Raw genomic sequence first — 25258 nt, 5'->3', positions numbered from 1 at the left:
TGAGCCGCATCCAACCCTGTGGGACTCACTCGCCCCGAGACTTTCCGATGATCTCATCCGCGACGTTACGCGGGACCTCGGCGTAGCTATCGAACTGCATGGAGTACACCGCGCGACCCTGCGTCTTGGAACGCAGGTCGCCAATGTAACCAAACATTTCTGACAGCGGAACCTGTGCGCGGACCACGCGCACACCGTGCTGCTCATCCATCGACTGGACTGCACCACGACGAGAGTTCAGGTCGCCGATGACGTCGCCCATGTATTCTTCGGGCGTACGGACCTCGACGGCCATGATCGGCTCGAGCAGAACCGGGGAAGCCTTCTTTGCGGCCTCGCGGAATGCCATCGAACCTGCGATCTTGAAGGCCATTTCCGAAGAGTCAACTTCGTGGTATGCACCATCAAGCAGGGTTGCCTTGACATCAACCATCGGGTAACCGGCAAGAACACCATTCTGCATGGCGTCCTGAATACCAGCGTCAACCGAGGGGATGTATTCGCGAGGAACGCGTCCACCGGTGACCTTGTCCTCGAAGATGTACTCTTCTTCGGAGCCGGCCGGGATGGGCTCAAGCGCGATGATGACACGCGCGAACTGACCGGAACCACCGGTCTGCTTCTTGTGCGTGTACTCGAACTTTTCGACGTTCTTACGAATGGTTTCGCGGTAAGCAACCATGGGCTTACCAACGTTTGCCTCGACCTTGAATTCGCGACGCATACGGTCAACGATGATGTCGAGGTGAAGCTCGCCCATACCGCCGATGACGGTCTGGCCGGTTTCGGCATCGAGCTCGACCGTGAAGGTCGGGTCTTCTTCAGCCAGCTTCTGGATGGCGACGCCCATCTTCTCCTGGTCAGCCTTCGACTTGGGCTCAACGGCCACGAAGATCACGGGCTTGGGGAAGGTCATGGATTCAAGAACAACCGGCTTGTCGATCGCGCTGAGCGTATCGCCAGTGGTGGTGTCCTTGAGGCCGATGACGGCGTAGATGTGGCCTGCATGTGCCTCTTCGACCGGGTTTTCCTTGTTGGAGTGCATCTGGAAGATCTTGCCGATACGCTCCTTCTTGCCCTTGGTCGAGTTGAGGACCTGCGAGCCAGCTTCCAGCTTGCCGGAGTAGACACGGATGAAGGTCAGCTTGCCGTAGAAGGGGTGAGCTGCGATCTTGAAGGCGAGCGCTGCGAAGGGTTCCTTCTCGGAGGCCTCGCGGACCTCGTTGCGCTCTTCTTCGTCGTGTCCGGGCTTGAAGCCGCGAACCGCGGGGATATCCAGCGGCGAGGGCAGGTAGTCGATCACCGCATCGAGCACGGGCTGAATACCCATGTTGCGAAGTGCGGTACCGCAGAAGACGGGGAATGCACGACCGGAGATGGTCAGCGCACGAACGCCCTGCTTGATCTGCTCAACGGTCAGTTCGCCGTTCTCAAGGTAGGCCTCGGTCAGCTCGTCAGAGCCTTCCGCTGCAGCTTCCATGAGGGCCTCGCGGTACTCTTCTGCCTTTTCCTGAAGCTCTGCGGGGATCTCGCCACGAACGACGAGGGAGCCCAGGGTGGGCTGACCGTTCTCGTCCTCGGCGGGGTAACGCACGGACTCCATGGTGAGCAGGTCAACGGTTCCCTCGAAGTCATTCTCTGCGCCGATGGGCAGGTGCATGACGATCGGGGTTGCGTGAAGACGATCGCGAATGGTCTGAACCGAGAAGTAGAAGTCCGCACCCATCTTGTCCATCTTGTTGATGAAGCAGATACGGGGGACGTCGTACTTGTCAGCCTGACGCCACACGGTCTCAGACTGGGGCTCGACACCTTCCTTACCGTCGAACACGGCAACTGCACCGTCGAGGACGCGCAGCGAGCGCTCAACCTCAACCGTGAAGTCAACGTGACCGGGGGTGTCGATGATGTTGATTTGGTTACCGTTCCAGAAGGAGGTCACGGCTGCGGAGGTGATGGTAATACCACGCTCCTTTTCCTGCTCCATCCAGTCGGTGGTCGAGGCGCCATCGTGCGTCTCGCCAATCTTGTAGTTGATGCCCGTGTAGAACAGAATACGTTCGGTCACGGTGGTCTTGCCGGCATCGATGTGAGCCATGATGCCGATGTTGCGAACCTTATTGAGGTCAGTAAGCACCTCGTGTGCCACTACATCAGTCCTTCGTTTGAAGTGAGGGTGTTAAAACATCCTGCCCGCTCCGGATGAGGTCATCGCGAAGCGGGAGGGGTGATCACCAGCGGTAGTGAGCGAACGCGCGGTTCGACTCAGCCATCTTGTGCATGTCTTCACGACGCTTGACAGCGGCGCCAAGACCGTTGGAGGCATCGAGAATCTCGTTGGCGAGACGCTCGGTCATGGTCTTCTCACGACGCTGACGCGAGAAATCCACGAGCCAACGCAGCGCGAGGGTGGTCGCACGTGCGGGGCGAACCTCAACCGGGACCTGGTAGGTCGCGCCACCAACACGGCGGGAGCGAACTTCAAGGGCCGGGCGAATGTTGTCCAGTGCGCGCTTGAGCACGGAAACGGGTTCCTGCTCGGTGCGCTCACGAACCATTTCAAGTGCGCCGTAAACAATGCGCTCTGCAACGGTCTTCTTACCGTCGAGGAGCACGCGGTTCACGAGCTGGGTCACGATCTTTGAGCCGTATACCGGGTCGTCGACCAGGGGGCGCTTGGGAGCGGGGCCTTTACGAGGCATTACTTCTTCTCCTTCTTTGCGCCGTAACGGGAACGGGCCTGCTGGCGACCACGGACACCCTGGGTGTCGAGAGCGCCACGGACGATGCGGTAACGCACGCCGGGGAGGTCCTTCACACGGCCGCCACGAACGAGGACGATCGAGTGTTCCTGCAGGTTGTGGCCTTCACCGGGAATGTACGCGGTGACCTCGATGCCAGACGAAAGGCGCACACGAGCGACCTTACGTAGAGCCGAGTTCGGCTTCTTAGGGGTTGTGGTGTACACACGGGTGCACACGCCGCGACGCTGGGGCGAGCCCTTAAGCGCGGGGGTCTTCACCTTCGCACGCTTGGAGCTGCGGCCCTTGCGGACGAGCTGCTGAATGGTAGGCACTGGTTCTCCAGTTCAATTCCGTCTACGGTTTAAGGATTTCCTTAAACCCATGTCTCAGTCTTCCGCGACTGTTTGAATCCCCCAGCGCGCACAGCGATCCGCCAGGGGCCGGTGTGCCATGATAACGAGGCCTAGCCGCGTCAGAGAATGACACCCGGAGCTCCGACGGAGGGAGCCCGCGCGTTCCACATTTGGCTCATAGTCGCCGCGATAAAATCACGGAGAAGAACCGCTCGGGAACCGTCCACACATAATGTGGACATAGGAAACCCGTACAGTCACGGGTACCGCGTTCAAGGATAGTCAGCTATTCCCACTCCCGTCAAAGCCAGATTGTTCACATTATTTGTGGGACTGACCACTTCTGTCTTAGCTCCCCCATTCCTGATTTCGCTCCCCTATTCCTGTTTTCGCTCACTCACCTGCGGCATCAGAACAGCAATAGGCCCGGAATCAGTGAGCTAAACCAGGAGATGGCGGAGTACGGAGTGAGAAGTGCGAAGGGCAGAGTGCGAAGGACGACGCGCCGCGGACGACAGAAGACAGACGGAGGACACCGACCGGTCCTGATATAACGACACACATCGGGATAACAGCAGAGGATAGACGAAGGTCTTAGCCGCCACGCAGAAACGGTAAAGGCCCGGTCTGCACAAGCAGACCGGGCCTTCCGACCGTCAATCACGAAGCCATTCGATTACAACCGAAACAGCTTCGACAGGATTACTCCTTGAAGGTCATACCGAAATCGATTGCACCAAGGGCATCCAGGAAGTCCGCGATACTTGTCCTACGTGGGTTCAGGCAGCGACCAATCGGCCTTGAACATGCCGACCTCGGGGCGCTCAGCGCGGTAGGAGGTGTATAGGTTCGTCAGCTCATCGTTCGTGGTGAAGCCAGCGTTGTGGAGGCCGTCCAGGAAGGACGTCGTCGGATTGTTCTTCGACAGCGAGGGAGACGATGCTGGCGAGCGCCAGCGCCACGCCGATGACGATCAGGGGGACCTTGATCGACTCAACCATCTTCCACACATCAGACCAGTTGATGGAAAGCATTGTTGATGTCCTCTTTCAGTTCCGAAACCCTGCATCCCAGAGCCAGATCAGCTCCCTTACCTTCCCTGTGTATGTCTCCATCGACGCAGGTCGCCGCAGACCAGAGGGCAGTTGGGAACCGCCACCACCTATTCAACCGCACGGTCGCCCCTGCGTCGTGGGGCCTCGTCCGTTCTGTCGGATTGCGTGCACAATCTGTCAGAGTGGGCAAGCTGGCGCCCGCATGCTTCGCGACCTACGTGGAAAGTCTCTCTCCCCGACAGCCTCGCTCCCTGGCCGAGGTCGGGCCCGCGGAGCTTATGCCGGGGCGCCACGGCGGTATCAGCCCCGTCACCGACGATGGCAATCACAGGGATGCACGAGGGCCCGGCCCCCTCGCGGGGACCGGGCCCTGTGACGTTGTCGACCGGATCTCCGATCAGTGTGCGCGGCGCCTCGCCGCTACGAGGCCGACGCCGGCGACGCCTAGCAGGCCGACGAGCGCGATGGCAACTCCGGTGTTTGCGCCAGTGCTGGCAAGCTTGTTGCCTTCAGTGCTCTTGCCGCCCGTGGGCTGCACCTGCTCAGGAGTCGGCTGGGACTGCTCGGCAGTAGGCTGCGAATGCTCAGGAGTCGGCTGGGACTGCTCGGCAGTGGGCTGCGGCTGCTCAGGAGTCGGCTGGGACTGCTCGGGAGTCGGAAGCTCGGGGAAATCGCACGTCGAAGACTGCGAGGTATCGGACTCGACGATGGCTGCACCACTCGTCGTCGTCCCCGAGATCTTCACGAGCGGAGTAACCTCAGCGCTGCCTGCAATAAGGAACGAGAACTTCACCGACCCGTTGGCGGGAAGCTCCAGATTCTTGAAGGTCAGAACCTTACCCGCGACCGTCGGCTCGGGGGCGCCGCTGACCGACTGGGGAACGTAGGTGGCGTCGTCCGACAGGGTCGCAATGACCGTCTGAACCGACTTGACATCACGGTTCGGGTTCGTGATCGTCACGCCGATGGTGCGCGTCGCGGTGGAGTCGGCGCCCGGCTGGGCGACGGCGCACGTCGCGGAGGACAGCGCGACCTGGCCCTTCGGCGAGAAGGAGGTGACGAGAGAGTAGTCGGCCGTCGCATTCGGCTCGAGGGTACGAGTCCAGCTCAGAGCCATGCCGTTGTCCCGGTTGGAATCTGCTCGCTCGAGCTTGTTGGGCAGCGGCGCGCGATCCTTGAGCTTATCCCAGACCTCGTTATAGGAACTGTAGTAGTAGTTCGAACCGGCGGTCGTCGGGATGAACTGCTCAACTCGACCACGATCCGTATGCTGGCCGGTTTCCGGATCCTTCGCTCGGCAGATGACCGTCCCTGTGCTCTCGTCGTACTCACCGAAGCCGTAATCGTTGTCCTGGAGGAAGCAATCCGCCGCGTGGTAGAGAGTAAAATCCTGAGCTGCATCCGAGATGTTCTTCACCGACGAGGTCGTCGCGTAGAAGTCATTGCCCGTTGAGTAGGTGTCCGTCTGCGTGATCTCGAATCCACCGCCGCGAACGACAGTCGTGAGGACCCACGGATCGGCTTGAGTACCCGTTCCTGACTTCGTTTGCGAGACCGGCGTCCAGGCGATCGTCCCCATCTTCCTCGCAGCTGGCGAATGCAGCTCCTTCGGACCGAAGAGCTCGGATCCCACAGCGAGGAAGGTTCCACAGTCGGCTGGAGACTGATGAGGGGATCGACCGTTGTAGAACTCGTTGTACCTATCGCCCTGATAGTTGATCGAGCAGTTGAGCTTGTCGGAGATGGCGATCCGGACAAGCGGCCCTTCCGTATCCTCAATCGTGGGACCGGCGGCGAAAGCTGCCACCGAGTTGAGAACGAGGGTCGCGGAGCCGAGCGCTGCAATGACCAGTTTCTTGGACAGGCGCATGAGGAGACATCCTTAAGCGTTGATGGATAGTATGCGGCCAATCTAGCATCCGCGCGTCAGCTTTCCAAATGGTTGAACTCTTCAAGTTCGATCGTCGCCGCTAGTGCTTGATCTGCGCCGCCGTGAGACATCCCCGGCGCGCTCAGGGCAAACAAGCAGACACGACAAGGAACCCCGGCCTCGTCGCGCTTATGCGGAAGAGGCCGGGGAACTTCAGGAAACCGCTGAGGCGGTTACTCCTTGAAGGTCATACCGAAGTCGATCGCTCCAAGGGCATCCAGGAAGTCCGCGGACACCTGGCCATCTTGGAAATCGAGCTCGGAGTAGTTCGAGTTCGCCATTGCCTCGGGCGTGGGCTCAACCGTAACGTTGTTGTAACGCGACAGGCCGGTACCTGCCGGGATGAGCTTACCGAGAATGACGTTCTCCTTGAGGCCAAGAAGCTGATCCGACTTGCCGTTCATAGCGGCCTCGGTCAGAACCTTCGTGGTCTCCTGGAAGGACGCTGCGGACAACCAGGAGTCGGTTGCCAGCGAGGCCTTCGTGATGCCCATGAGCATCTGACGACCGGATGCAGGCTGACCACCTTCAGCAGCAACCTTGCGGTTTTGCGCCAAGTAGGCCATACGGTCGACGAGTTCGCCGGGCATGAAGGAGGTGTCGCCGGGCTCCAGGATGGTGACCTTGCGGAGCATCTGGCGGACGATAACCTCGATGTGCTTGGAGTGGATACCAACGCCCTGATCGCGGTACACCTTCTGGACCTCGTCCACAAGCTGCTTCTGAGCCACGTTGCGGCCCATGATGCGCAGAACTTCCTTGGGATCCAGCTGGCCTTCGGTCAGTGCGGTACCGGCATCGATGTGCTGGCCCTCTTCAACCAGAAGCTTCTGGCGACGAGAAACCTCGACGACCGAATCTTCCTTACCGTCATCACGGATGATAACGATGCGGCGTACCGAGGGATCTTCATCGTCAATGTGAACGCGGCCAGCGGCCTCGTTCATCTTGGCTTCGACCTTCGGGCTACGCGCTTCGAAGAGCTCCTGAACACGAGGCAGACCCTGGGTAATGTCAGCTGCCGAGGCCGCGCCACCGGTGTGGAAGGTACGCATCGTCAGCTGGGTACCGGGCTCGCCAATCGACTGGGCGGCGATAATACCAACGGCCTCGCCGATATCCACCTGCTTGCCGGTGGCCAGTGAACGACCGTAGCAGGTCGCACAGGTACCAACCTGAGACTCACAGGTCAGGACGGAACGGCAGACAACTTCCTCGACTCCGGCTGCAACCAGCTCAGCAAGCCGTGCATCACCGAGGTCATCGCCAGCGTGGGCGACGACAGTGCCATCTTCCGCAACCGCATCGCGGGCCAGAGTACGTGCGTAGGCAGTGGTTTCAATGGTGTCCACTGCTTCCCATTCACCCGCAGAGTTCTTCTGCGCGATCTTGATGCGCACGCCCTGACGGGTGCCACAGTCGGCCTCGCGAACGATCACGTCCTGCGAGACGTCGACGAGACGACGGGTCAGGTAACCAGACTCAGCGGTACGAAGTGCGGTATCAGCAAGACCCTTACGAGCGCCGTGGGTAGCGATGAAGTACTCGAGAACCGTCAGGCCCTCGCGGTAGTTCGCCTTAATGGGCTGCTCGATCAGCTTCTGCTTCGGGTCAGACACCAGACCACGCATACCAGCCAGCTGCTGAACCTGCGACCAGTTACCACGAGCACCGGATGAAACCATTCGGTACACGGTGTTACGTGCGGAGAAGTGATCGCGCATATCTTCTGCGACCTCTTCGGTGCACTTCAGCCACAGGTCAACCAGCTCTTCGTAGCGGGTTTCCTCGAGGATGATACCGGTCTCGAACTGATCCTGGATCTCAGCGGCCTTGGCCTCGTAACGGGCAAGGATTGCACGCTTGTTCGGCGATGCCTGAATGTCCGAGAAGGCAATGGTGATGCCCGACCAAGTCGACCAGTGGAAACCAGCGGACTTGAGTGCATCAAGGCAGTCAGCAACCAGAACATTCGGGTAACGCTCGGTCAGGGTGTTGACGATCTGGCCCAGCTGCTTCTTGCCGACAACTTCGTTAACGAAGGGGTAGTCGACAGGGAGCTGCTCGTTGAAGATCGCGCGGCCCAGCGAGGTTTCCAGAATGATGTCGTCGCCTTCACTCCAGCCCTCGGGTGCTTCCCAATCCAGCGGCGGAACAATACCCGCGAAGCGGATACGTGCGCGCTGGTTCAGGTGAAGATCACCGTTGTCGAAGGCCATGCGTGCTTCAGCAACCGTTGAGTAGACGGGGATGATTTCCTCGCCGTTCTCATCACGAGCGACCGGAAGCGACGGATCGGGATCCGAAGTCAGGTGGAACAGGCCGATGATCATGTCCTGCGAAGGCATGGCAACGGGGCGTCCATCAGAGGGCTTCAGAATGTTGTTGGTCGACAGCATGAGGATACGGGCCTCGGCCTGTGCCTCTGCGCCAAGGGGCAGGTGAACTGCCATCTGGTCACCGTCGAAGTCTGCGTTGAAGGCGCCACAAGCCAGCGGGTGCAGCTGGATTGCCTTACCTTCAATGAGCTGGGGCTCGAAGGCCTGAATACCCAGGCGGTGCAGCGTAGGTGCACGGTTCAGCAGCACGGGGTGCTCGCGGATGACGTCGTCGAGGACGTCCCACACCTCGGGGCGCTGGCGTTCAACCTTGCGCTTTGCAGCCTTCACATTCTGGGCGAAGTTCTTCTCAACCAGGCGCTTCATGACGAAGGGCTTGAAGAGTTCCAGAGCCATCTGCTTGGGCAGACCACACTGGTGGAGCTTCAGCTGCGGGCCGACGACGATAACGGAACGACCCGAGTAGTCGACGCGCTTACCCAGAAGGTTCTGACGGAAACGACCCTGCTTACCCTTGAGCATGTCAGAGATCGACTTCAACGGACGGTTACCGGGGCCTGCAACGGGGCGGCCACGACGTCCGTTATCGAAGAGCGCGTCAACAGATTCCTGAAGCATGCGCTTCTCGTTGTTGACGATGATCTCAGGCGCGCCCAGCTCGAGCAGGCGCTTGAGTCGGGTGTTGCGGTTGATCACGCGACGGTACAGATCGTTGAGGTCAGAGGTCGCGAAACGGCCACCATCAAGCTGAACCATGGGGCGCAGATCCGGCGGAATAACCGGAATCTTCGTCAGAACCATGGACTCGGGCTTGTTGCCGGTAGCTACGAATGCGTTGATAACCTTCAGACGCTTGATGGCGCGTGTCTTACGCGGGCCGTTTTCGTTCTGGATGATTGTACGAAGCTGTTCAACTTCGCTTTCCAGATCGAAGGTCTGCAGACGCTTCTGGATGGCGGATGCGCCCATGTCACCCTTGAAGTAGGTGCCATAGCGGGCAACCATCGCACGGTAGAGGCGCTCGTCACCTTCGAGGTCACCGACCTTGAGGGACTTAAAGCGCTCCCACACCGTCTCCAAGCCTTCGATATCGCCCTCGTAACGACGACGGATCTTGGCCATATCGCGTTCGCCTGCCTTGCGGCGGCGCTCGATCTCGGTTGCGGATGCATCGCCTGCTTCGAGTTCAGCGATCTCTGCTTCCAGGCGCTCTGCGAATTCGTTGATCGCAGCATCGCGCTGGTTCTCGAGGTGGGTCTTTTCGACCTCGAGCTCAGAACGCAGATCCATCAGATCTTCGTCACGGCCCTTTTCGTCAACCTCGGTGATCATGTAGGCAGCGAAGTAGATGACCTTTTCCAGGTCCTTCGGAGCCAGATCCAGCACGTAGCCCAGTCGCGAGGGAACACCCTTGAAGTACCAGATGTGGGTGACGGGGGCGGCCAGGTCAATGTGACCCATACGCTCACGACGCACCTTGGAGCGCGTCACCTCAACACCACACTTTTCGCAGATGATGCCCTTGTAGCGCACGCGCTTGTACTTACCACACGCGCATTCCCAGTCGCGGGTGGGGCCGAAGATCTGCTCACCGAACAGGCCGTCACGCTCGGGCTTGAGCGTACGGTAGTTGATGGTCTCCGGCTTCTTTACTTCACCGTGGCTCCACGAGGCGATATCCTCGCCCGTGGCCAGGGTGATCTTCAAACTGTCGAACGTCTTGGCGTCCAGCAAAGTCATTGCTCCTTATCAGATCGCATCGATGGTCGCCGCGGCGTTCGGACGCGCATCAAGAGTGATGCCCAGTTCCTCACGCGCATTGAAGTCGTCATCTTCTTCACGCAGGTCAATCACGTTGCCGGCTGCGTCGAGAGCTTCGACGTTCAGGCACAGCGAACGCATTTCCTGGATCAGAACACGGAAGGATTCGGGGATGCCAGGTTCGGGGATGTCCTCGCCCTTAACAATTGCCTCGTAAACCTTGACACGTCCGGTGGTGTCATCGGACTTGATGGTGAGCAGTTCCTGCAGTGCGTAGGCAGCGCCGTACGCCTCCAGGGCCCACACTTCCATTTCACCGAAGCGCTGGCCACCGAATTGAGCCTTACCACCCAGGGGCTGCTGCGTAATCATCGAGTACGGACCGGTCGAGCGAGCGTGAATCTTGTCGTCAACCAGGTGGTGCAGCTTGAGCATGTAGGCGTAGCCCACTGCGATCGGGTACGGGAAGGGTTCACCGGAACGACCGTCGAAGAGACGCGCCTTGCCCTCGGCGTTGGTGAGAACGTCACCATCGCGGTTGGGGTTGACGTTGCGCAGCAGACCTGCGAGCTCTTCGGCCTCGAGGCCGTCGAAGACCGGGGTCGCGACGGGGGTCTCGGGGGCAACGGTAATGCCGTCCTTGGGCAGGTGCTTGGTCCACTCTTCGCCGGCCTTGACAGCTGCCGAAACGTCCCAACCCTGGTGGGCAAGCCAACCGAGGTGGAACTCGAGGACCTGACCGACGTTCATACGGCCGGGGACACCCAGCGGGTTGAGGATGATATCAACCGGGGTTCCGTCCTCGAGGAAGGGCATGTCTTCGACCGGGAGGATCTTGGAAACGACACCCTTGTTACCGTGACGGCCTGCCATCTTGTCACCAATGGTGATCTTGCGGCGCTGTGCGACATAGACGCGAACGGTCTGACGCACGCCGGGGTTGAGATCGTCTTCGTCGTCGTTGAATTCACGAACGCCAATAACGATGCCCTCTTCACCGTGGGGAACGCGCAGCGAGGTATCACGAACCTCGCGGGCCTTCTCACCGAAGATTGCGCGCAGCAGGCGCTCTTCGGAGGTCAGCTCGGTTTCACCCTTCGGGGTGACCTTACCGACGAGGATGTCGCCAGCGGTGACCTCGGCGCCAATACGAATGATGCCGCGCTCGTCAAGATCAGACAGCGATTCTTCCGAAACGTTCGGAATATCGCGAGTGATCTCTTCTTCACCAAGCTTGGTCTCGCGGGCGTCGACTTCATATTCTTCGATGTGAATCGAGGTCAGAACATCGTCTTCGACAACGCGACGGCTCAGGATGATGGCATCCTCGTAGTTGAGGCCTTCCCACGACATGTAAGCAACCAGCAGGTTCTTACCCAGTGCAACTTCACCGTTGTCGGTAGCGGGGCCGTCAGCGAGGACATCGCCGACCTCCACGCGCTGGCCTTCATCAACGATGACGCGCTGGTTGGTGCAGTTACCGGGGTTCGAGCGCTCGAACTTTTCGAGGCGGTAGGTATCGCGTCCACCTTCGTCCGTGGTCACGACGACCAGGTCGGCGGAAACTTCGGTGACAACACCGGAGTGCTGAGCGATGACCATTTCACCGGAGTCATGTGCGGCACGCTGTTCCATACCGGTACCCACCAGCGGCGCTTCCGTGGTGAGCAAGGGAACAGCCTGACGCTGCATGTTCGCACCCATCAGGGCTCGGTTTGCGTCATCGTGCTCAAGGAAGGGAATGAACGCGGTTGCCACAGACACCATCTGGCGTGCGGAAACGTCCATGTAATCCACGCGATCACGGGCGATCAGCGTCGGGTCCTCGCCTGCAACACGGCACAGAACCTGCTCATCAATGAAGTGGCCCTCGTCATCGACAGGCGAAGAAGCCTGAGCGATGAAGTGTCCCTTTTCATCGTCAGCGGTCAGGTACTTGACCTCGTCGGTCACCTGTCCGTTGCGAACAATACGGTAGGGGGTCTCGATGAAACCGAAGGGGTTGATGCGAGCAAAGGTTGCCAGCGAACCGATCAGACCAATGTTCGGGCCTTCAGGGGTTTCAATCGGGCACATACGACCGTAGTGCGAGGGGTGGACGTCACGAACCTCCATGGAGGCGCGATCGCGAGACAGACCACCGGGGCCCAGTGCCGACAGACGGCGCTTGTGCGTCAGACCGGCCAGCGGGTTGTTCTGGTCCATGAACTGCGACAGCTGAGAGGTTCCGAAGAACTCCTTGATTGCAGCAACGACGGGACGAATGTTGATCAGGGATTGCGGAGTAATAGAGTCCGTTTCCTGAGTGGTCATACGTTCGCGGACGGTGCGCTCCATACGAGCAAGACCGGTGCGAACCTGAGCCTGAATCAGCTCACCCACGGCGCGAATACGACGGTTACCGAAGTGGTCGATGTCGTCGGACTCGACGCGAACCTCGACGGGCTCGCCGTGGCGGACGCCTGCGAAGGTCTTCTCACCTGCATGCAGAGCAAGCAGGTACTTCACCGTTGCAACGATGTCGTTGATCGAGAGCACCAGTTCAGAGGTGCCTTCGGGGGAATCAACCGCGAGCTTCTTGTTGATCTTGTAGCGACCGACCTTTGCCAGGTCGTAGCGCTTGGGATCGAAGTAGAAGTTGTGCAGGAGCGCTTCAGCGGCCTCGACGTTTGCGGGCTCACCCGGGCGCAACTTGCGGTAGATATCGGTCAGTGCCTCTTCGCGGGTACGCGCGGTGTCCTTCTCAAGAGTCTCAAGAAGAATCGGGTATGCGGCGAACTGCTCGCGAATCTCACCTTCCGTCAGGCCAATTGCCTTAAGGAAGTGGGTTACCGACTGCTTACGCTTACGGTCGATACGCACGCCGACAGCGTCGCGCTTATCGATCTCGAACTCCAGCCATGCACCGCGGCTGGGGATGATCTTCGCGTTGAAGATTTCCTTGTCGGAACCGCGATCCGAGGTACGTTCGAAGTAGACACCGGGAGAACGGACCAGCTGAGAGACAACGACACGCTCGGTGCCATTGATAATGAAGGTGCCACGGGGGGTCATGAGCGGGAAATCGCCCATGAACACGGTCTGGGACTTAATTTCACCCGTGTTGTAGTTCATGAACTCGGCGGTCACATACATGGGTGCCGAGTAGGTGTAATCCTTAGCTTTTGCTTCTTCGACCGAGTACTTCGGTCGCTCCAAACGGTGATCACGGAACGACAAAGACATGGTGCGTGCCACGTCTTCAATCGGCGAGATCTCCTGGAAAATTTCTTCAAGGCCGGAAACATCCGGAACATCCACGCGTCCAGCAGCCTTTGCGGCATCCACGCGTGCTTTCCATGCATCGTCTCCCAGTAACCAGTCAAAGCTTTCGGTCTGCAGGCCGAGCAGGTTCGGTGCCTGCAGGGGCTCGCGGAGCTTAGCGAAAGAAATGCGGTTCTTGGGCTGGTTGGCAGTGTTGGTACTTGCAGCCAACGGGGGTCCTTCCCTGCGTTTTCATTGCGCGCACACGCCTTTTAGCCCATTAACTGACACCGTCCACATCCGCCCAGCGCCTATTACAGCGAATGGGTACGGGTCACCTCGGGCACAATAAAGCGCAAATACTCATAATAGGCACACGAATATAGGGGTGCAATGTACGGACGAGAATATGTCCAACCTCACGTTCAGCTGACACTCAGTCCAACTTCAGCCGTTGAAACTCTTCGCAGAACGCGGTCCGTGCCCCAAGTCGGGCTTGAACCGACGACCCACGGATTATGAGTCCGCTGCTCTGACCGACTGAGCTATTGGGGCTCTGAAAGTGTAACGCGAACTCTCACCTTCAGCGCAACACGAGCCTTGCTCAGCGGCTAATAAACGCTACTTCAGAACGACAACGACGTCCGGGTCGCCGGTCTGCGTCTGCTGCACGCGGCTAATTCCAAGGACCTTCGCGACCTCTTCAGCAGTGGCCTTGAGGTTTGGATCCTCGTAGTAAACGGTCGTTACTTCGGTATCCCAACCGCGTGCGTTCGCTGCAGTGGCGCCATCAAAGCCTGCGGAGGAAAGCGCGGAAACCTTCTGCGCTGCCAGTCCCTGTGTTCCGGTTCCGTTCAGCACGGAAATCTTCGCGGAGTGACGCACGGGAATCGACGGCGAAGGAGAGGGAGTCTCGCTGGTCGTTGGGGCCGCGGAAGGAGTCTGGGTGGCCTCGGTAGTCGCAGAGGCGGCGGGGGCCTGGCTCGTTGCTGCGGTCGTCGAGACGCTTGTGGTCGTCTTCTGCTGAGCACCGCCCGAGGTCAGGATGTGGCTGATCCCCCACGCGGCAGCGGGAACAATCACCAGCACCGCAAGGAAAGGCCATACGCTCTTCCATCGCGAGGGCTGCTGAAGGTGCATGCCCTGGGGCATGTCTTCGCCGGCGCGGTCAAATTCGTCCTTTGGATACTGTGAAGTCACGGCTTCAGAGTAGCGAAATACCCCCGCTCCCGCATAGTCCCTGCCCGCGTGCCTTAGATTTCCCTGAACGCCTCCCATTGTCGAGGCCGTGCCTGAGCACGCCTGCGGTTACAGTAGGTGCGTGGAATCTTTGGATACGGTTATCGATCCCTCTTGGGCGCGGGCACTGGCACCGGTTGAGGGAAAAATCCATGAATTGGGAGCTCAGTTGCGTCGGGAGATCGAGGCCGGGCATGGCTATCTTCCCGCCGGTAGCGATGTCTTGAGAGCCTTTACCTATCCTCTTGACCAGGTGAAGGTGCTCATTGTCGGGCAGGACCCCTACCCCACTCCCGGACACGCAATTGGCTTGAGTTTCTCGGTCGCACCGGGGATTCCTTTCCCGGCCTCGCTGCGCAATATCTTCAAGGAGCTCACCACTGACGTCGGCATTCCCATGCCCACGAGCGGCGATCTGCGGCCATGGTCTCGTCAGGGAGTATGCCTGCTTAACAGGGTACTGACGGTCAGGCCCGGACAGGCCGGTTCTCATCGAAAGATGGGCTGGGAGGAAGTCACCTCCTGCGCAATTGATGCTTTGGTTAACCGCAGGGATACATCCGGGAACCCACTGCCTCTGGTCGCAATTTTGTGGGGGCGCGATGCGCAATCTCTGCGCGAGCAATTGGGATCCACGCCAGTCATCGAGTCTGCGCACCCCTCTCCCCTGTCAGCGCGCCGCGGCTTCTTTGGCTCGCGTCCCTTCTCTCGCGCAAATACTCTGCTCGAGAAGCAGGGAGCAGTGCCGGTGGACTGGAGATTGCCGTAGGTTTCGCCGTCCCGGACACGCACAACAAACAGGGGTGCGCTCGCGCATAGTGACGCGAACGCACCCCGATGTTTTGGCCGAGCGGCTGGCTACTTCAAGAAATCAAAGCGCTGGGCCAAACTTCCATTGTCCTGATAGAGGTCAACCGTTGTTTCGTTCTGACTACGCCCACCTTCAAGATCAAGGACCAACATGGGTGAGAGGGCCGAAACAAGCACTTTATGGCCGCCTCGCTCTTGGATGACCCACTTTTGAGCCGCGGAGGAGTTCGAGGGCTGCTGATTCACCCGAGCCGGCCAATTCTTCCACGCCGCGAAGACATCCAAGACTTTCCCGGAAGCCACGTTGGTCAAAGTCACGTAGCCCTTGTCATCGTGACTGACACGCCACTTCTGTGCTGCACTTCCGTTGGACTGGTACGACCACACACGAGCTCCCGCGTCCCGAGATGCCCATTGGACCTCGACACGATTATTCGGGGCAACAACTGGACGGATCTGATACTCACCATCAGGAACTAAGTTGCGGTTCTCCTTCGCCCACTGGTCCAGGATCTCTTGAGGTCCTTGGACCGGGTTCAGACGCCACTGCTGAGAGGTTGTTCCATTGGCCAGGTAACCGTCAATGCCCATACCATTACGCGCTTGTCCCCAGCGGAGATTGACAACCAGACCGGTCCCAACGTTGCGGAGCATATACGCACCTCCCGTCACCGAGAAGATTGCCCACTTCTGGTTCATATTCGACGTGTCCGTATCCCACAGTTGGAGCTCAGTACCAGGAATCGGAGTGCCATCAGTGGAATCCAAGGACTTATTCGACCAGGTATTCACCAATCGGTAGAAGCCGTCAGATTCACGGCTAATTTTCCAGATCTGATTATCGGTCTTGCTTGAGCCCCACAACTGAAGTCGGGCCCCGTTGTTCATCGCGAAGTCTTTCAGATCAATCCCCTTCGTGGGATCAACGACGCTTGCCAGCTCGTAGTAACCGGGGGTGATATCTGCCTGACCCGCGGAGGAAACCTTGGGCTGCGTCGGAATGAATGAAAATTCCTGGGCATCAGAACCATTTGCATTCCACAAGCCAACATTCGCGCCCGCTGAAGCATTGGCCGCCGCAACATCCAAAACGATTGCGGGATCCAAAGCGGAGACGATCTTCATTCGGCCCTGATTGCCCGAAGTAATGCGCCACTTCTGCGCACGCGTGCCATTCGAACTCCACTGATCAACATTTGTCCCAGGACGCGAGGAAGCCCATTGGGCATCAAGCACCTTGCCCGAGGCAACATTGGTGATGGTCGCAAGTCCCTGCGAATCATAAGAAACGCGCCACTTCTGGGCATCGCTTCGATTAGCGTCCCACAGCTGGACATTCGCACCATCATCGCGGCTAGCACCGGGGACATCCAGAACCAAGTGATCCGCGAGCGCTGACTTAATGAAGTACTCCCCCGGCTCTACCGAGGACTTTTCACCGATCGCATCTTGACTGCGGACCTTCTCGAAACGATCCCCCTGCTTCTTGTAGTAGACGATGACAGAATCAGTGGCATCCCACAGCGCGTGCGTATAACCTTCGCTCGCGGCGATCGCGTCAGAAAACTCCACCTGATAGCAGCTGTGTCCACCTGGACACAAGCGCTTCAGCTGGTCCCACGCCCGATCGATCGGGACAATCCAGAAGTCGAGGTCACGGTAGGGTGAATCGGCCTTCGCCATGGCTTCACCCTTGGTGTAGTTAAACACCCCCTTCGAACGCCCAGGCTGGGTCGACTCAAAAGTTGAGGACTGATAACCGGCAATATCAATTCCCGGGTTAAAGAACAGAATCAATTCCGCCGCAATGGAGGCATCGACATCATCCATTCCCAGGCGCTTGAGTTGTTCTTGCTTGGGAACTGACATTTCCGTGGGCGTCGCTGGGTGCCCCTTGTAGTAGTAGGCGTAGCGATCCCCGTAGTAGCTCTTCGTAAAGCGGGCATAGTCTTCGAAGCCCTGTTCATTGGGATGAATCGTTCCAAGAAGCAGAAGGACATCCTTCCCCTCACGTTCCGCGGCACTGAAGTACCCATCGTTGAAGTTATAGAGGGCCTTAAACTGCTCGGTCGCTTCCTTCGAGGGCTTGATATTCGCACTCAGCAGCTGTGAGATATTAACGCCTCGAACCTTTGGGGACTTTTGAACCTGGGTTGCAAAAGCGTTCCCATCTCCAGAAGTACTCAAGAGCTTCGGGCGAGCCAGCCACCAGTGTGCATTCGGCTCAGAATCAACCAGTGCCCACAGATAGTCAGCGGTGCTCCCCTGGTCGGATGCCTTCGCATCAGCACTCCCATTGGCGTAGGCGTGTTCCTTCATTTCTTTCCACTCGCGAAGCAAGCGCTCGTGCGTTCCTCGCGGGTTTGATCCTTGATAGAGATCGGCAAACTTAACGTAGGAATACGCCCCATCGGTCATGAGGTTGATCGTGTACTGGTCTTGAGGGATCCGGTTCGCATAGATGACCTTCTGGACCATATTGGGGAACATATCCACCGAGTAAAGGTGGAAAGCAGAAGAAGGATCCAGTTCTCGTAGGTCACGCACGTAATCGGCAAAGACATCGATGCGATCACGGAACTGCTGCGCGGCCTCGTCGAAACCGCCAGGCTGGAAGGCGTTCTCACGTTCACTCAGGTAAGGAAGCGCATAAACTCCATTCTCTGGAGCTCTTGGGCCAGGCAGCGCATTCCAGTCATAGGCATTGGGCCGCTCGAACATGGCGATGACAGGGCCGATTCGCCGAAGCGAATCCTTACCCCAAAGGTTCAGCGAAAACATCGCGACGGGAAGTGTCGCACTGACTGGAGCAAGCACGTAGCTATCGGCGGTCACACCAACTGTGCGCTTTGGGAATTTACGGACTACCGCTCCATTTTTCTCGGTCGAAAGTTCGACAGTGAACTTCCCGAAGTTCTTGAAGTCGAGAATGTAGTAGTCGTCAGTGAAGTCCTTCAATGAGATCCGCTGATCAATTTCGCGCGTCACTTTCCCGCGGTAGCTCATTGTTGCGCGCAGGTGCACAGTATCCGCACTTTCGCGGAGTTCTTTGCCAGCTTCGCCCTCGGGGAGCTCAATGACGACATCCGTCGTATTGCGTTCATTGGTCAGGGACATATCCGACGAGGCAGTCGCTCCGCGAGCCGCCCGATCCTGACCGCTGCGGGCGGAGGGTAGAGGAGAGGCCTCGCTGGTCGCCGGGGGCGCTTCTGTTCCGGTGGTCGCCGAGGCCTCGGGAGAGGGAGTGGGAGAGGCTGGCTCCGCTAGAGCGGGAGCTAAACCTGCTCCGCATACAAGCGCGCCGGTGAGCAAAGCGGTAAGAGACAGCTTTCGAATCGAGGCAGAACGCACTCGAGCGTGTTGATGATGCATGATCAAACCCATCCTTCGGGGGCACGGACGCCGGGAATACGTCCAAATAGAAGGGAAGAATTGGGTTGATTCTACCGATGAAAGAGAAGGTAAGTTGATCAATCAATCAATGTGTCGGAGAACACGACATGCACGGTCCGCGGCGATGCGAGAAGAGCCGAGGGCTAGCTGCAGAGGCTACCGAAGAAACCGCGTTTCTTCTTCGCGGCGGCATACTCCTCTTCGGTATGGTCCTTATCGCACCACTGATCCGGGGACACTTGTTCCCTCACCGAGTCAATGTGCTTGCCGCAGCCCTTCCAGGTGGTCTTTCCGCATACCTCACAGGTGGTGGGTCGACACATGATTGTCTCCTTCGTTGATCGGGCCTCGAATCCGTCAGCGGATCCGCTGCATGGTGTTATGAGGTTTTTCTAGGCAGGCTGATTGCTTTGTCGCATCAGCCTAGCCGGAGGAACAATTGCTCAAGTTCTTCGATCGAGATGCTCCCAGTTTTGACTAGAGATTCTTCCGCTTCGGCTGTCGGCACATCATCGTTGTCGAGGCTGGAATCCTCGAGCACACACTGCGACATGATCGTCGCAACCGCGAGGTAGCTAGCGCGTTTTATCGCGGAGTTAACGGCCGCGAACTGGGTCAGCACATCCCGACAGTTCGCATCTCCACTCTCGATATGGTCGATGAGGCTGTCGAGCTGCCCGCGAGCACGCTTGAGGCGATTGATGACCTGCTTGCGCGCCGTCATGAGCGTCCTTCCCCCGTGACGAGGACGGCCTCGGCCCGATCGCCGAGCCACGCTCGCAGCGTCTGGATGCCGCCCGACAGCATGGTCACATTGAAGCCCGCGTGGCGCACGATGCGGTAGCCAATCCAAGAGCGCACGCCCGCCGCGCACATGACAACGAAAGGCTGGTCGCTGGCCTTCTCATCGACCCAAGAGCGGACTTCATCGAGGCGGTCGCGCAGCTGGGTGTGCGGAATGTTGAGTGAGTTGGGCATGTGCCCAGCCGCATACTCCCCCGCCGCGCGTACGTCGAGGACTGGCATATCCTCGGTTAGAGCGTCCGGACCGGTGAGGACAAGCTCGCCGGCCAGTACGTTTTGCGCGACCATTCCGGTCTGGTTGACGGGGTCCTTGGCCTGGCCGTAGGGCGGGGCGTAGGCGAGGTCCAGGTCGATGAGATCCGTCGCCTTCAGGCCGGCCCGCATGGCGGTCGCAATGACGTCGATGCGGCGGTCCACACCGTCGGTGCCCACGGCCTGCGCGCCGAGAATCCGGCCGTCGGAGCACACGTGCATGAGGATGTGCACGGGCTTGGCGCCGGGGAAATAGCCCGCGTGTTGGTTGGCGTGTGTGTGCACCGTGAAATACTCCGCGCCCGAGGCATCGAGGGCCTGGCGGTTAGCGCCGGTCATGGCGGCGGTAAGTCCGCCGATCCGAATGATCGCGGTGCCCTGAGGCTTCGGGATGGGGCGCGCGGTGGCCTCGCCTTGTTCGGCGTCGGCAATAGCGTCAGCGACGAGGCGTCCCCCGCGGTTCGCAGGTCCGGCCAGGGCGAGGGGGCGGTCATGGTCGCGACCCATCGTGCCGTCGCCGACCGCGTAGATGCCATCCGCGCTGGTGCGCCCATGCTCGTCGACGAGGATGTAGCCGCGGCTGGTCTCGATGCCCGCGGCCTCGGCGAAGGCGGTGTCGGGGCGGACTCCAGTTGACAGGACGATGACGTCGGCACTCAGCTCGGTTCCGTCGGAGAGTGTCACCCAGTCTTGATCGTCGCCGTGGGTGACGGACTGGGCGGCAACGCCTGCATGGAGGCGCACGCCGAGGCCGCGCAGCTCCTGCGTGACCAGCGTGGCCATCTCGACCTCGAGGGGCGGCAGGACGTGTTCGGCGTACTCGACGAGGTGGGTCTCGAAGCCTCGCTGCGCGAGGGCCTCGGTGGCCTCGATGCCGATGAAGCCGGCACCCAGGACAACGGCTCGCGTTCCCGAGGCCTCGCGCAGGGCGAGCGCGTCGTCGACCGTGCGCAGCGTGTGCACCCGCGGAGAGTCGAGGCCGCCGATAGGGGGCAGACTGGCGAGGCCGCCCGGGGAGAGGATCAGGTGATCGTAGGTAAGCGCGTAGGCCTCTCCGGTCTCCGAGTTCGCGACCTGGACACTGTGCGCGCCGGGGTTGATCGCCGTGACCTCGGAGTTGATGCGCACGTCGAGGTTGAGCGCAGCCTTGAGGGTTTGCGGGGTGTGGAGGAGGAGCTTGGCGGGGTCTTCGATCTCGCCGCCAACGTAGTAAGGGAGCCCGCAGTTCGCGAATGACACGTATTTGCTGCGCTCCAACACGATGATCTCGGCACCCTCGTCGCGCCTGCGCAGGCGCGCCGCCGCGCTCATACCACCCGCGACTCCTCCGACGACTACAACTCGCATGTTCGGCTTACTTTCTGGCTCGGTGGAATGTCTTCTTTGCCTCCCCCAAGAATACCCCGGGGGGTATTGGGAAACAAAGTTTCACCACATACAGCAGACTCCACAGCCTTCGAGAAAACTCTCTCCTCCTGACTCAATATTTTTGGGGCACAACGATGGCCGAATTCATTTTTCCCTTAATTCTTTCGGAGACCTCACTGGTTCTACTCCGACTTTTGCGATGGATCGGAGTCACGGCTCGCCATGTATATCCATATAATTCCGACGAGACTTTGCGCGCTAAACACACCTACCGGAATGAGCGGAGAAATGATCTCGTGATAGATTCCTTGAATAATGAAGAGTAAACCTGAATCTACATAAGCAACTGCTAAGCAAATGACTGGGACTGAACCTGCTCGTTGAACCCGATACCAGGACGACTCCGACTCTGATGCCGCCTTCGTCCTGATTCCCGCCCACATATTCGGAGGCAACTTGTCATTTCGCATCGCTCGCGCTAGACCAGCCAAGCAGAATGCTGCAACAAACGTTAAGAGTCCTAGACCAAATGAGATGAGTCCGTCCATCTCTCTCCTGTCAACTAGGCGCGCCTTTGCGTGATCTGGATCGACAATTGCAAATTTACCGCGCCAACGGAGCAATTGCTGCTTCGACAACCTAAATTTATGAGATTCAAAAACATTTCGAAAGCTTGAAAACACAGGGAAAAAGAGGAGTCGGTCTCCCGGATAAAAAAATGGAGCCACCTGTCGGACTCGAACCGACGACCGTCCGCTTACAAGGCGGGTGCTCTACCAACTGAGCTAAGGTGGCAACCCACATAGTGTGCCATGACTGAGGCCGCAAAGACGAATTAAAAATCGCAATGTGGCTCACACGCCACCCTGAGGCGCTCAAAACAAGCTGCGCATCAATACAAAAACGCTACGCGCCAGCAGTCCTCCCCACAGCTACAAAGAAAGGGCGCGCACGCGACTAGGTCACGCACGCGCCCTAACATTCGAGATCCAAAGCGCGATCACCCTAGGGGATCACCTTGCCCTCACTTCGAAGCGGACGCCGGTCCCGCGGCAGCAAGCTGCTGCTGAATTACCGGGTAGATACCATCAACCGTGGTCACGCCAAGCTTCGAGAAGTCCAGAGCAGTCTTGTCATTGATGACGAACTCGGGAGTACCCAAGGAATTGGGACTGCGCCCCTCGTAGGTGGCATTTCCCCACGCCTGAGTGGTCTTGGTCAGGTATTCATCAACGCCATTCTCGGGGAAGGAATTCACAACATCCTCGGGAATTCCAACCTGCGATGCAATGGTCTTGACCTGCTTGGCTGACTTCGACAGGTCCTGAACAACGGAGCCGTTACCCGAGTTGTAGGCCTCATTGAAGTAGGCAAGAAGCGCATTGTGGAACCTGCCCCAGGTCTGAGCATCGACCTTCTGCGCGGCGATCAAAGAAGCGGTGGTTGCGGCGTACTGATAGGGCGCCTTCACCGTATTCACCGGCTGGTACTTGATATTGAATTTGCCATCGAGAGCATCTTGAGTGGCTTGTTCACCGAAGGCAACGTCATAGGCTGCGCAGACGTGGCAGGAGTAATCAAAGTATTCCGTCAGCGTCGGAAGGGACTCGTCGACCTTGCCAATGCCCAAGTGAGAAAGCACAATCGGTCCGCCGTCCCCGTAGGAACCGATGGTCGCGGTCGCAGCTTGGCTATCCTGAGCCTTCTTGTGGTTCGACTGAATGATCACCGCAGCGATCGCGCCAATGATCACAACAAGAATCAGTACGACCAGTCCGATGATGATGTTTCGGGTTCGGCGATCCGCACGTGCCTGTTGCTCACGCAGTTGCTGAGCTTTCTCACGCACTTCCTGCGAGCGAGACGGCTTTGCCATTGTCTGGGCCTTTCTGTTGATGTGCATCCAAGCCTAGCGAGCATTACTCACCGACGCACAATGCCAACGCTGATGCTACGCGTTTAATTCCAGAAGGTCATTGACATAACCGTCCCCCCGCGGACGATCTATAACCGCTCAGTTAGAAATTTCCCGCGAGAATAAGAGCAATTGCGAGCACACCAATCAGCCCAAGAATGACCTGCATCCACACTCGCGGCGCACAGACCCGCACCGCCACGCTCAGGCCAGTACGCAGCGGACGCCCCGTTGGCATCACCCACATCCCCCACAGGGAAATCGTTGTCAGCACCCACGTCAGCAGAACCCAGGATGGATTCATTGCTAGCCAGGAATCAGAGTGAATGGGTGTTTGCCCAGTTACGACCAGAGGGAACCACGAAATGCCGGGATTTCCCAACCTAGTTGCAAAAAAGCCCGAGTAAATTGACCAGCCGATCTCTGCGTAGAAATCTCGTGAGAAGAGAACCCACTGCCCCCAAGCCAATGCCGTCCCTGGGAAAAGGCCAATTGCCGTCGACAGTATTGCTCCGAGTCCCGTGAAGGGAAGCATTCCCAGAGCTGCCCAGTTGTCACTCGAACGAACCTCTTGATTGCGGATCCGGCGGTTTTCACGCCATCTGTATGCACCGCCCAACACCGCGAAAATAGCAGTGATCACGCCGACAAGGATGAGCCCGCTCATCCCCATATATATAGGTGCAGGAGCAAGCACAGCCAGCGCGATGAGTCCAATGAAATTCGCTGTTTTCAGGTGCTGCCACTCGTAATGACGTTGTTCGGTCACGAACTCGACATTCGGAGGGATTGCCGCCTGACGGTAGCCATCCTCTGCGGGAAGATAGCTTGTTCCCATCGACGAGGCCGTTGGCGCAACGGGAGGCAAATAAGCAGTTTCCCCTCCCCCGCTTTGGCCTTCCCAGCCCCGCGAGTCGGCAACGGTCTGGGGATACACCTGCGTGGCCTCGGGATCGACATAGGAGGGATCCTCTGCGTAACCGCTCTCCATTACGCGAGTCGCATCCGCCTCTGAAGGATCAAGGACCGAAGTGCGATCTTGGTCAGAGACAAAGCGCTCTTCGCCTTCATTTTGCTCACTCAGGCCGGCCACCACAGTAGGTGCCTGCGAGGAGGTTACAGGCGCAAGAAGACGGGCCCAATTGAGGCCTTCCCACGCCATCGAGCCGCCATAGACCGCCATGTCACCGAGGCGGAACCTACCCCACTGTGCCAGATCTCGAACAACCTGATCGGGGCTTGGGCGCACATGAGGGTCGGGATGCAGAGCCATGCGCATGAGCGAGGCAACTCGCGGATCAAGTCCTCGCGTATCGGGTTCGCCCCTAAGGACTCGGTCCAAAATCCCTTCTGTCGCGCCTTCCCCATAGGGGGGACGCCCGGTGAGCGCAGTCAGCAGAGTTGCCGTCCAGCCCCACCAGTCTGTAGCCGCCGAGGCCCGCCCTCCCCTGAGCAATTCGGGTGCGGTATAGCCCGCGGTACCGGAAACGAGGCCGGTTTGGGTCAGCCGAGCCTCGTCCTGTCCCATCGCGATACCGAAGTCAATGAGCACGGGGCCACGAGGCGAACAGATGACATTGGAGGCTTTGACGTCGCGATGAATGATTCGGCGCGCATGAACATCTTCAAGCGTTTGAGCAAGGGCACCACCGATTGCGGCAACACCACCGATATTCAGTGCTCCTCTGGAAAGAAGTTCAGACAGTGTCGGACCGGGAATGTATTCACTGACGACGAAGGGCTGGGTGGCATCGATCTCAATATCTAAGATGTGCGCAACCCCTCCACCGCGAATCGAGTTAACCGTCCGAGCCTCACGTAGGAGACGCTCGCGATAGTCCTCATCGGCAGCCAAGGCGGGGTGAAGGATTTTTAACGCAACGCGTTCTCCGGCCTCGTCACAGGCAAGCCACACGGTGGCAGCGCCTCCCGCGCCCAGGCGCTTGAGAAGGCGGTACCCACCAATCATGTCTTGCTCACGCATCACCCCAAGCCTAGCGAATGGTTGACGAATTTCAGGCCTCACGTGCGCTGTCGACAACAAATGGGGCT

General features: G+C 58.9%; 16 protein-coding genes and 2 tRNA genes. 1 reads left to right on the top strand and 17 read right to left on the bottom strand.

The genetic code is table 11. The features are described 5' to 3' along the window. Positions 1-25: 25 nt before the first annotated feature. The 9 genes from fusA to ADG72_RS07155 all read right to left on the bottom strand — a co-directional run bounded on the left by fusA (position 26) and on the right by ADG72_RS07155 (position 14625). Complete coding sequence (fusA, locus tag ADG72_RS07190) at positions 26-2149, bottom strand: elongation factor G (protein ID WP_048713903.1); 2124 nt, start codon at positions 2147-2149, stop codon at positions 26-28. Between the two features lie 82 nt (positions 2150-2231). Then, complete coding sequence (gene rpsG, locus ADG72_RS07185) at positions 2232-2702, bottom strand: 30S ribosomal protein S7 (RefSeq protein WP_009408772.1); 471 nt, start codon at positions 2700-2702, stop codon at positions 2232-2234. Continuing rightward, positions 2702-3076: a 30S ribosomal protein S12 gene (gene rpsL / locus ADG72_RS07180; RefSeq protein WP_009408771.1), complete on the bottom strand. Its 375-nt coding sequence runs from the start codon at positions 3074-3076 to the stop codon at positions 2702-2704. The genes rpsG and rpsL overlap by 1 nt, the downstream gene beginning before the upstream one ends. Positions 3077-3954: 878 nt before the next feature. Continuing rightward, positions 3955-4131: a hypothetical protein gene (locus ADG72_RS08570; protein ID WP_239667697.1), complete on the bottom strand. Its 177-nt coding sequence runs from the start codon at positions 4129-4131 to the stop codon at positions 3955-3957. A gap of 418 nt (positions 4132-4549) precedes the next feature. Continuing rightward, on the bottom strand, positions 4550-6022 hold the full coding sequence (locus ADG72_RS07175; protein WP_048713900.1) for an LPXTG cell wall anchor domain-containing protein: 1473 nt from the start codon (positions 6020-6022) through the stop codon (positions 4550-4552). Between the two features lie 233 nt (positions 6023-6255). After that, entirely contained in the window at positions 6256-10155 is a 3900-nt protein-coding gene (rpoC, locus tag ADG72_RS07170) for a DNA-directed RNA polymerase subunit beta' (RefSeq protein ID WP_048714333.1), read from the bottom strand. A gap of 15 nt (positions 10156-10170) precedes the next feature. After that, positions 10171-13656, bottom strand: a complete 3486-nt coding sequence (gene rpoB, locus ADG72_RS07165) for a DNA-directed RNA polymerase subunit beta (protein ID WP_048713897.1) — start codon at positions 13654-13656, stop codon at positions 10171-10173. Between the two features lie 250 nt (positions 13657-13906). Then, positions 13907-13980: transfer RNA gene (locus ADG72_RS07160), tRNA-Ile, on the bottom strand. Between the two features lie 66 nt (positions 13981-14046). After that, entirely contained in the window at positions 14047-14625 is a 579-nt protein-coding gene (locus tag ADG72_RS07155; protein WP_080978684.1) for a LytR C-terminal domain-containing protein, read from the bottom strand. Between the two features lie 121 nt (positions 14626-14746). Between ADG72_RS07155 and ADG72_RS07150 the strand changes: the two genes are divergently transcribed. Continuing rightward, the gene (locus tag ADG72_RS07150) at positions 14747-15433 is read left to right on the top strand and encodes a uracil-DNA glycosylase (RefSeq protein ID WP_048713895.1); all 687 of its coding nucleotides are present in this window, start codon (positions 14747-14749) and stop codon (positions 15431-15433) included. Between the two features lie 89 nt (positions 15434-15522). Here ADG72_RS07150 and ADG72_RS07145 read toward each other — a convergent pair whose 3' ends face one another. The 8 genes from ADG72_RS07145 to ADG72_RS07110 form a co-directional block, all read right to left on the bottom strand. After that, complete coding sequence (locus ADG72_RS07145) at positions 15523-18846, bottom strand: RICIN domain-containing protein (protein ID WP_239667695.1); 3324 nt, start codon at positions 18844-18846, stop codon at positions 15523-15525. A gap of 164 nt (positions 18847-19010) precedes the next feature. Continuing rightward, positions 19011-19190: a hypothetical protein gene (locus ADG72_RS08840; protein ID WP_048713890.1), complete on the bottom strand. Its 180-nt coding sequence runs from the start codon at positions 19188-19190 to the stop codon at positions 19011-19013. A 95-nt stretch (positions 19191-19285) separates the two neighbouring features. After that, positions 19286-19591, bottom strand: coding sequence for a metal-sensitive transcriptional regulator (locus tag ADG72_RS07135; RefSeq protein ID WP_048713887.1), 306 nt, complete (start codon positions 19589-19591; stop codon positions 19286-19288). Beyond that, positions 19588-21270, bottom strand: coding sequence for an FAD-dependent oxidoreductase (locus ADG72_RS07130; protein ID WP_048713884.1), 1683 nt, complete (start codon positions 21268-21270; stop codon positions 19588-19590). The genes ADG72_RS07135 and ADG72_RS07130 overlap by 4 nt, the downstream gene beginning before the upstream one ends. A 203-nt stretch (positions 21271-21473) precedes the next feature. Beyond that, positions 21474-21761, bottom strand: coding sequence for an SdpI family protein (locus ADG72_RS07125; protein WP_275043136.1), 288 nt, complete (start codon positions 21759-21761; stop codon positions 21474-21476). Positions 21762-22010: 249 nt separating this feature from the next. Further along, positions 22011-22086 (bottom strand) — tRNA-Thr (locus ADG72_RS07120). A 229-nt stretch (positions 22087-22315) separates the two neighbouring features. Next, entirely contained in the window at positions 22316-23167 is an 852-nt protein-coding gene (locus tag ADG72_RS07115; protein WP_239667694.1) for a DsbA family protein, read from the bottom strand. A gap of 142 nt (positions 23168-23309) precedes the next feature. Beyond that, positions 23310-25190 (bottom strand): serine/threonine-protein kinase, encoded by a 1881-nt coding sequence (locus tag ADG72_RS07110; RefSeq protein WP_048713874.1) that lies wholly within the window; start codon positions 25188-25190, stop codon positions 23310-23312. Positions 25191-25258: the final 68 nt, after the last annotated feature.

Origin of the sequence: Trueperella pyogenes (assembly GCF_001070855.1) — a bacterium.
Classification (GTDB): Bacteria; Actinomycetota; Actinomycetes; order Actinomycetales; family Actinomycetaceae; genus Pauljensenia; species Pauljensenia pyogenes_A.
This window is presented reverse-complemented; position numbering and strand designations above follow the sequence as displayed.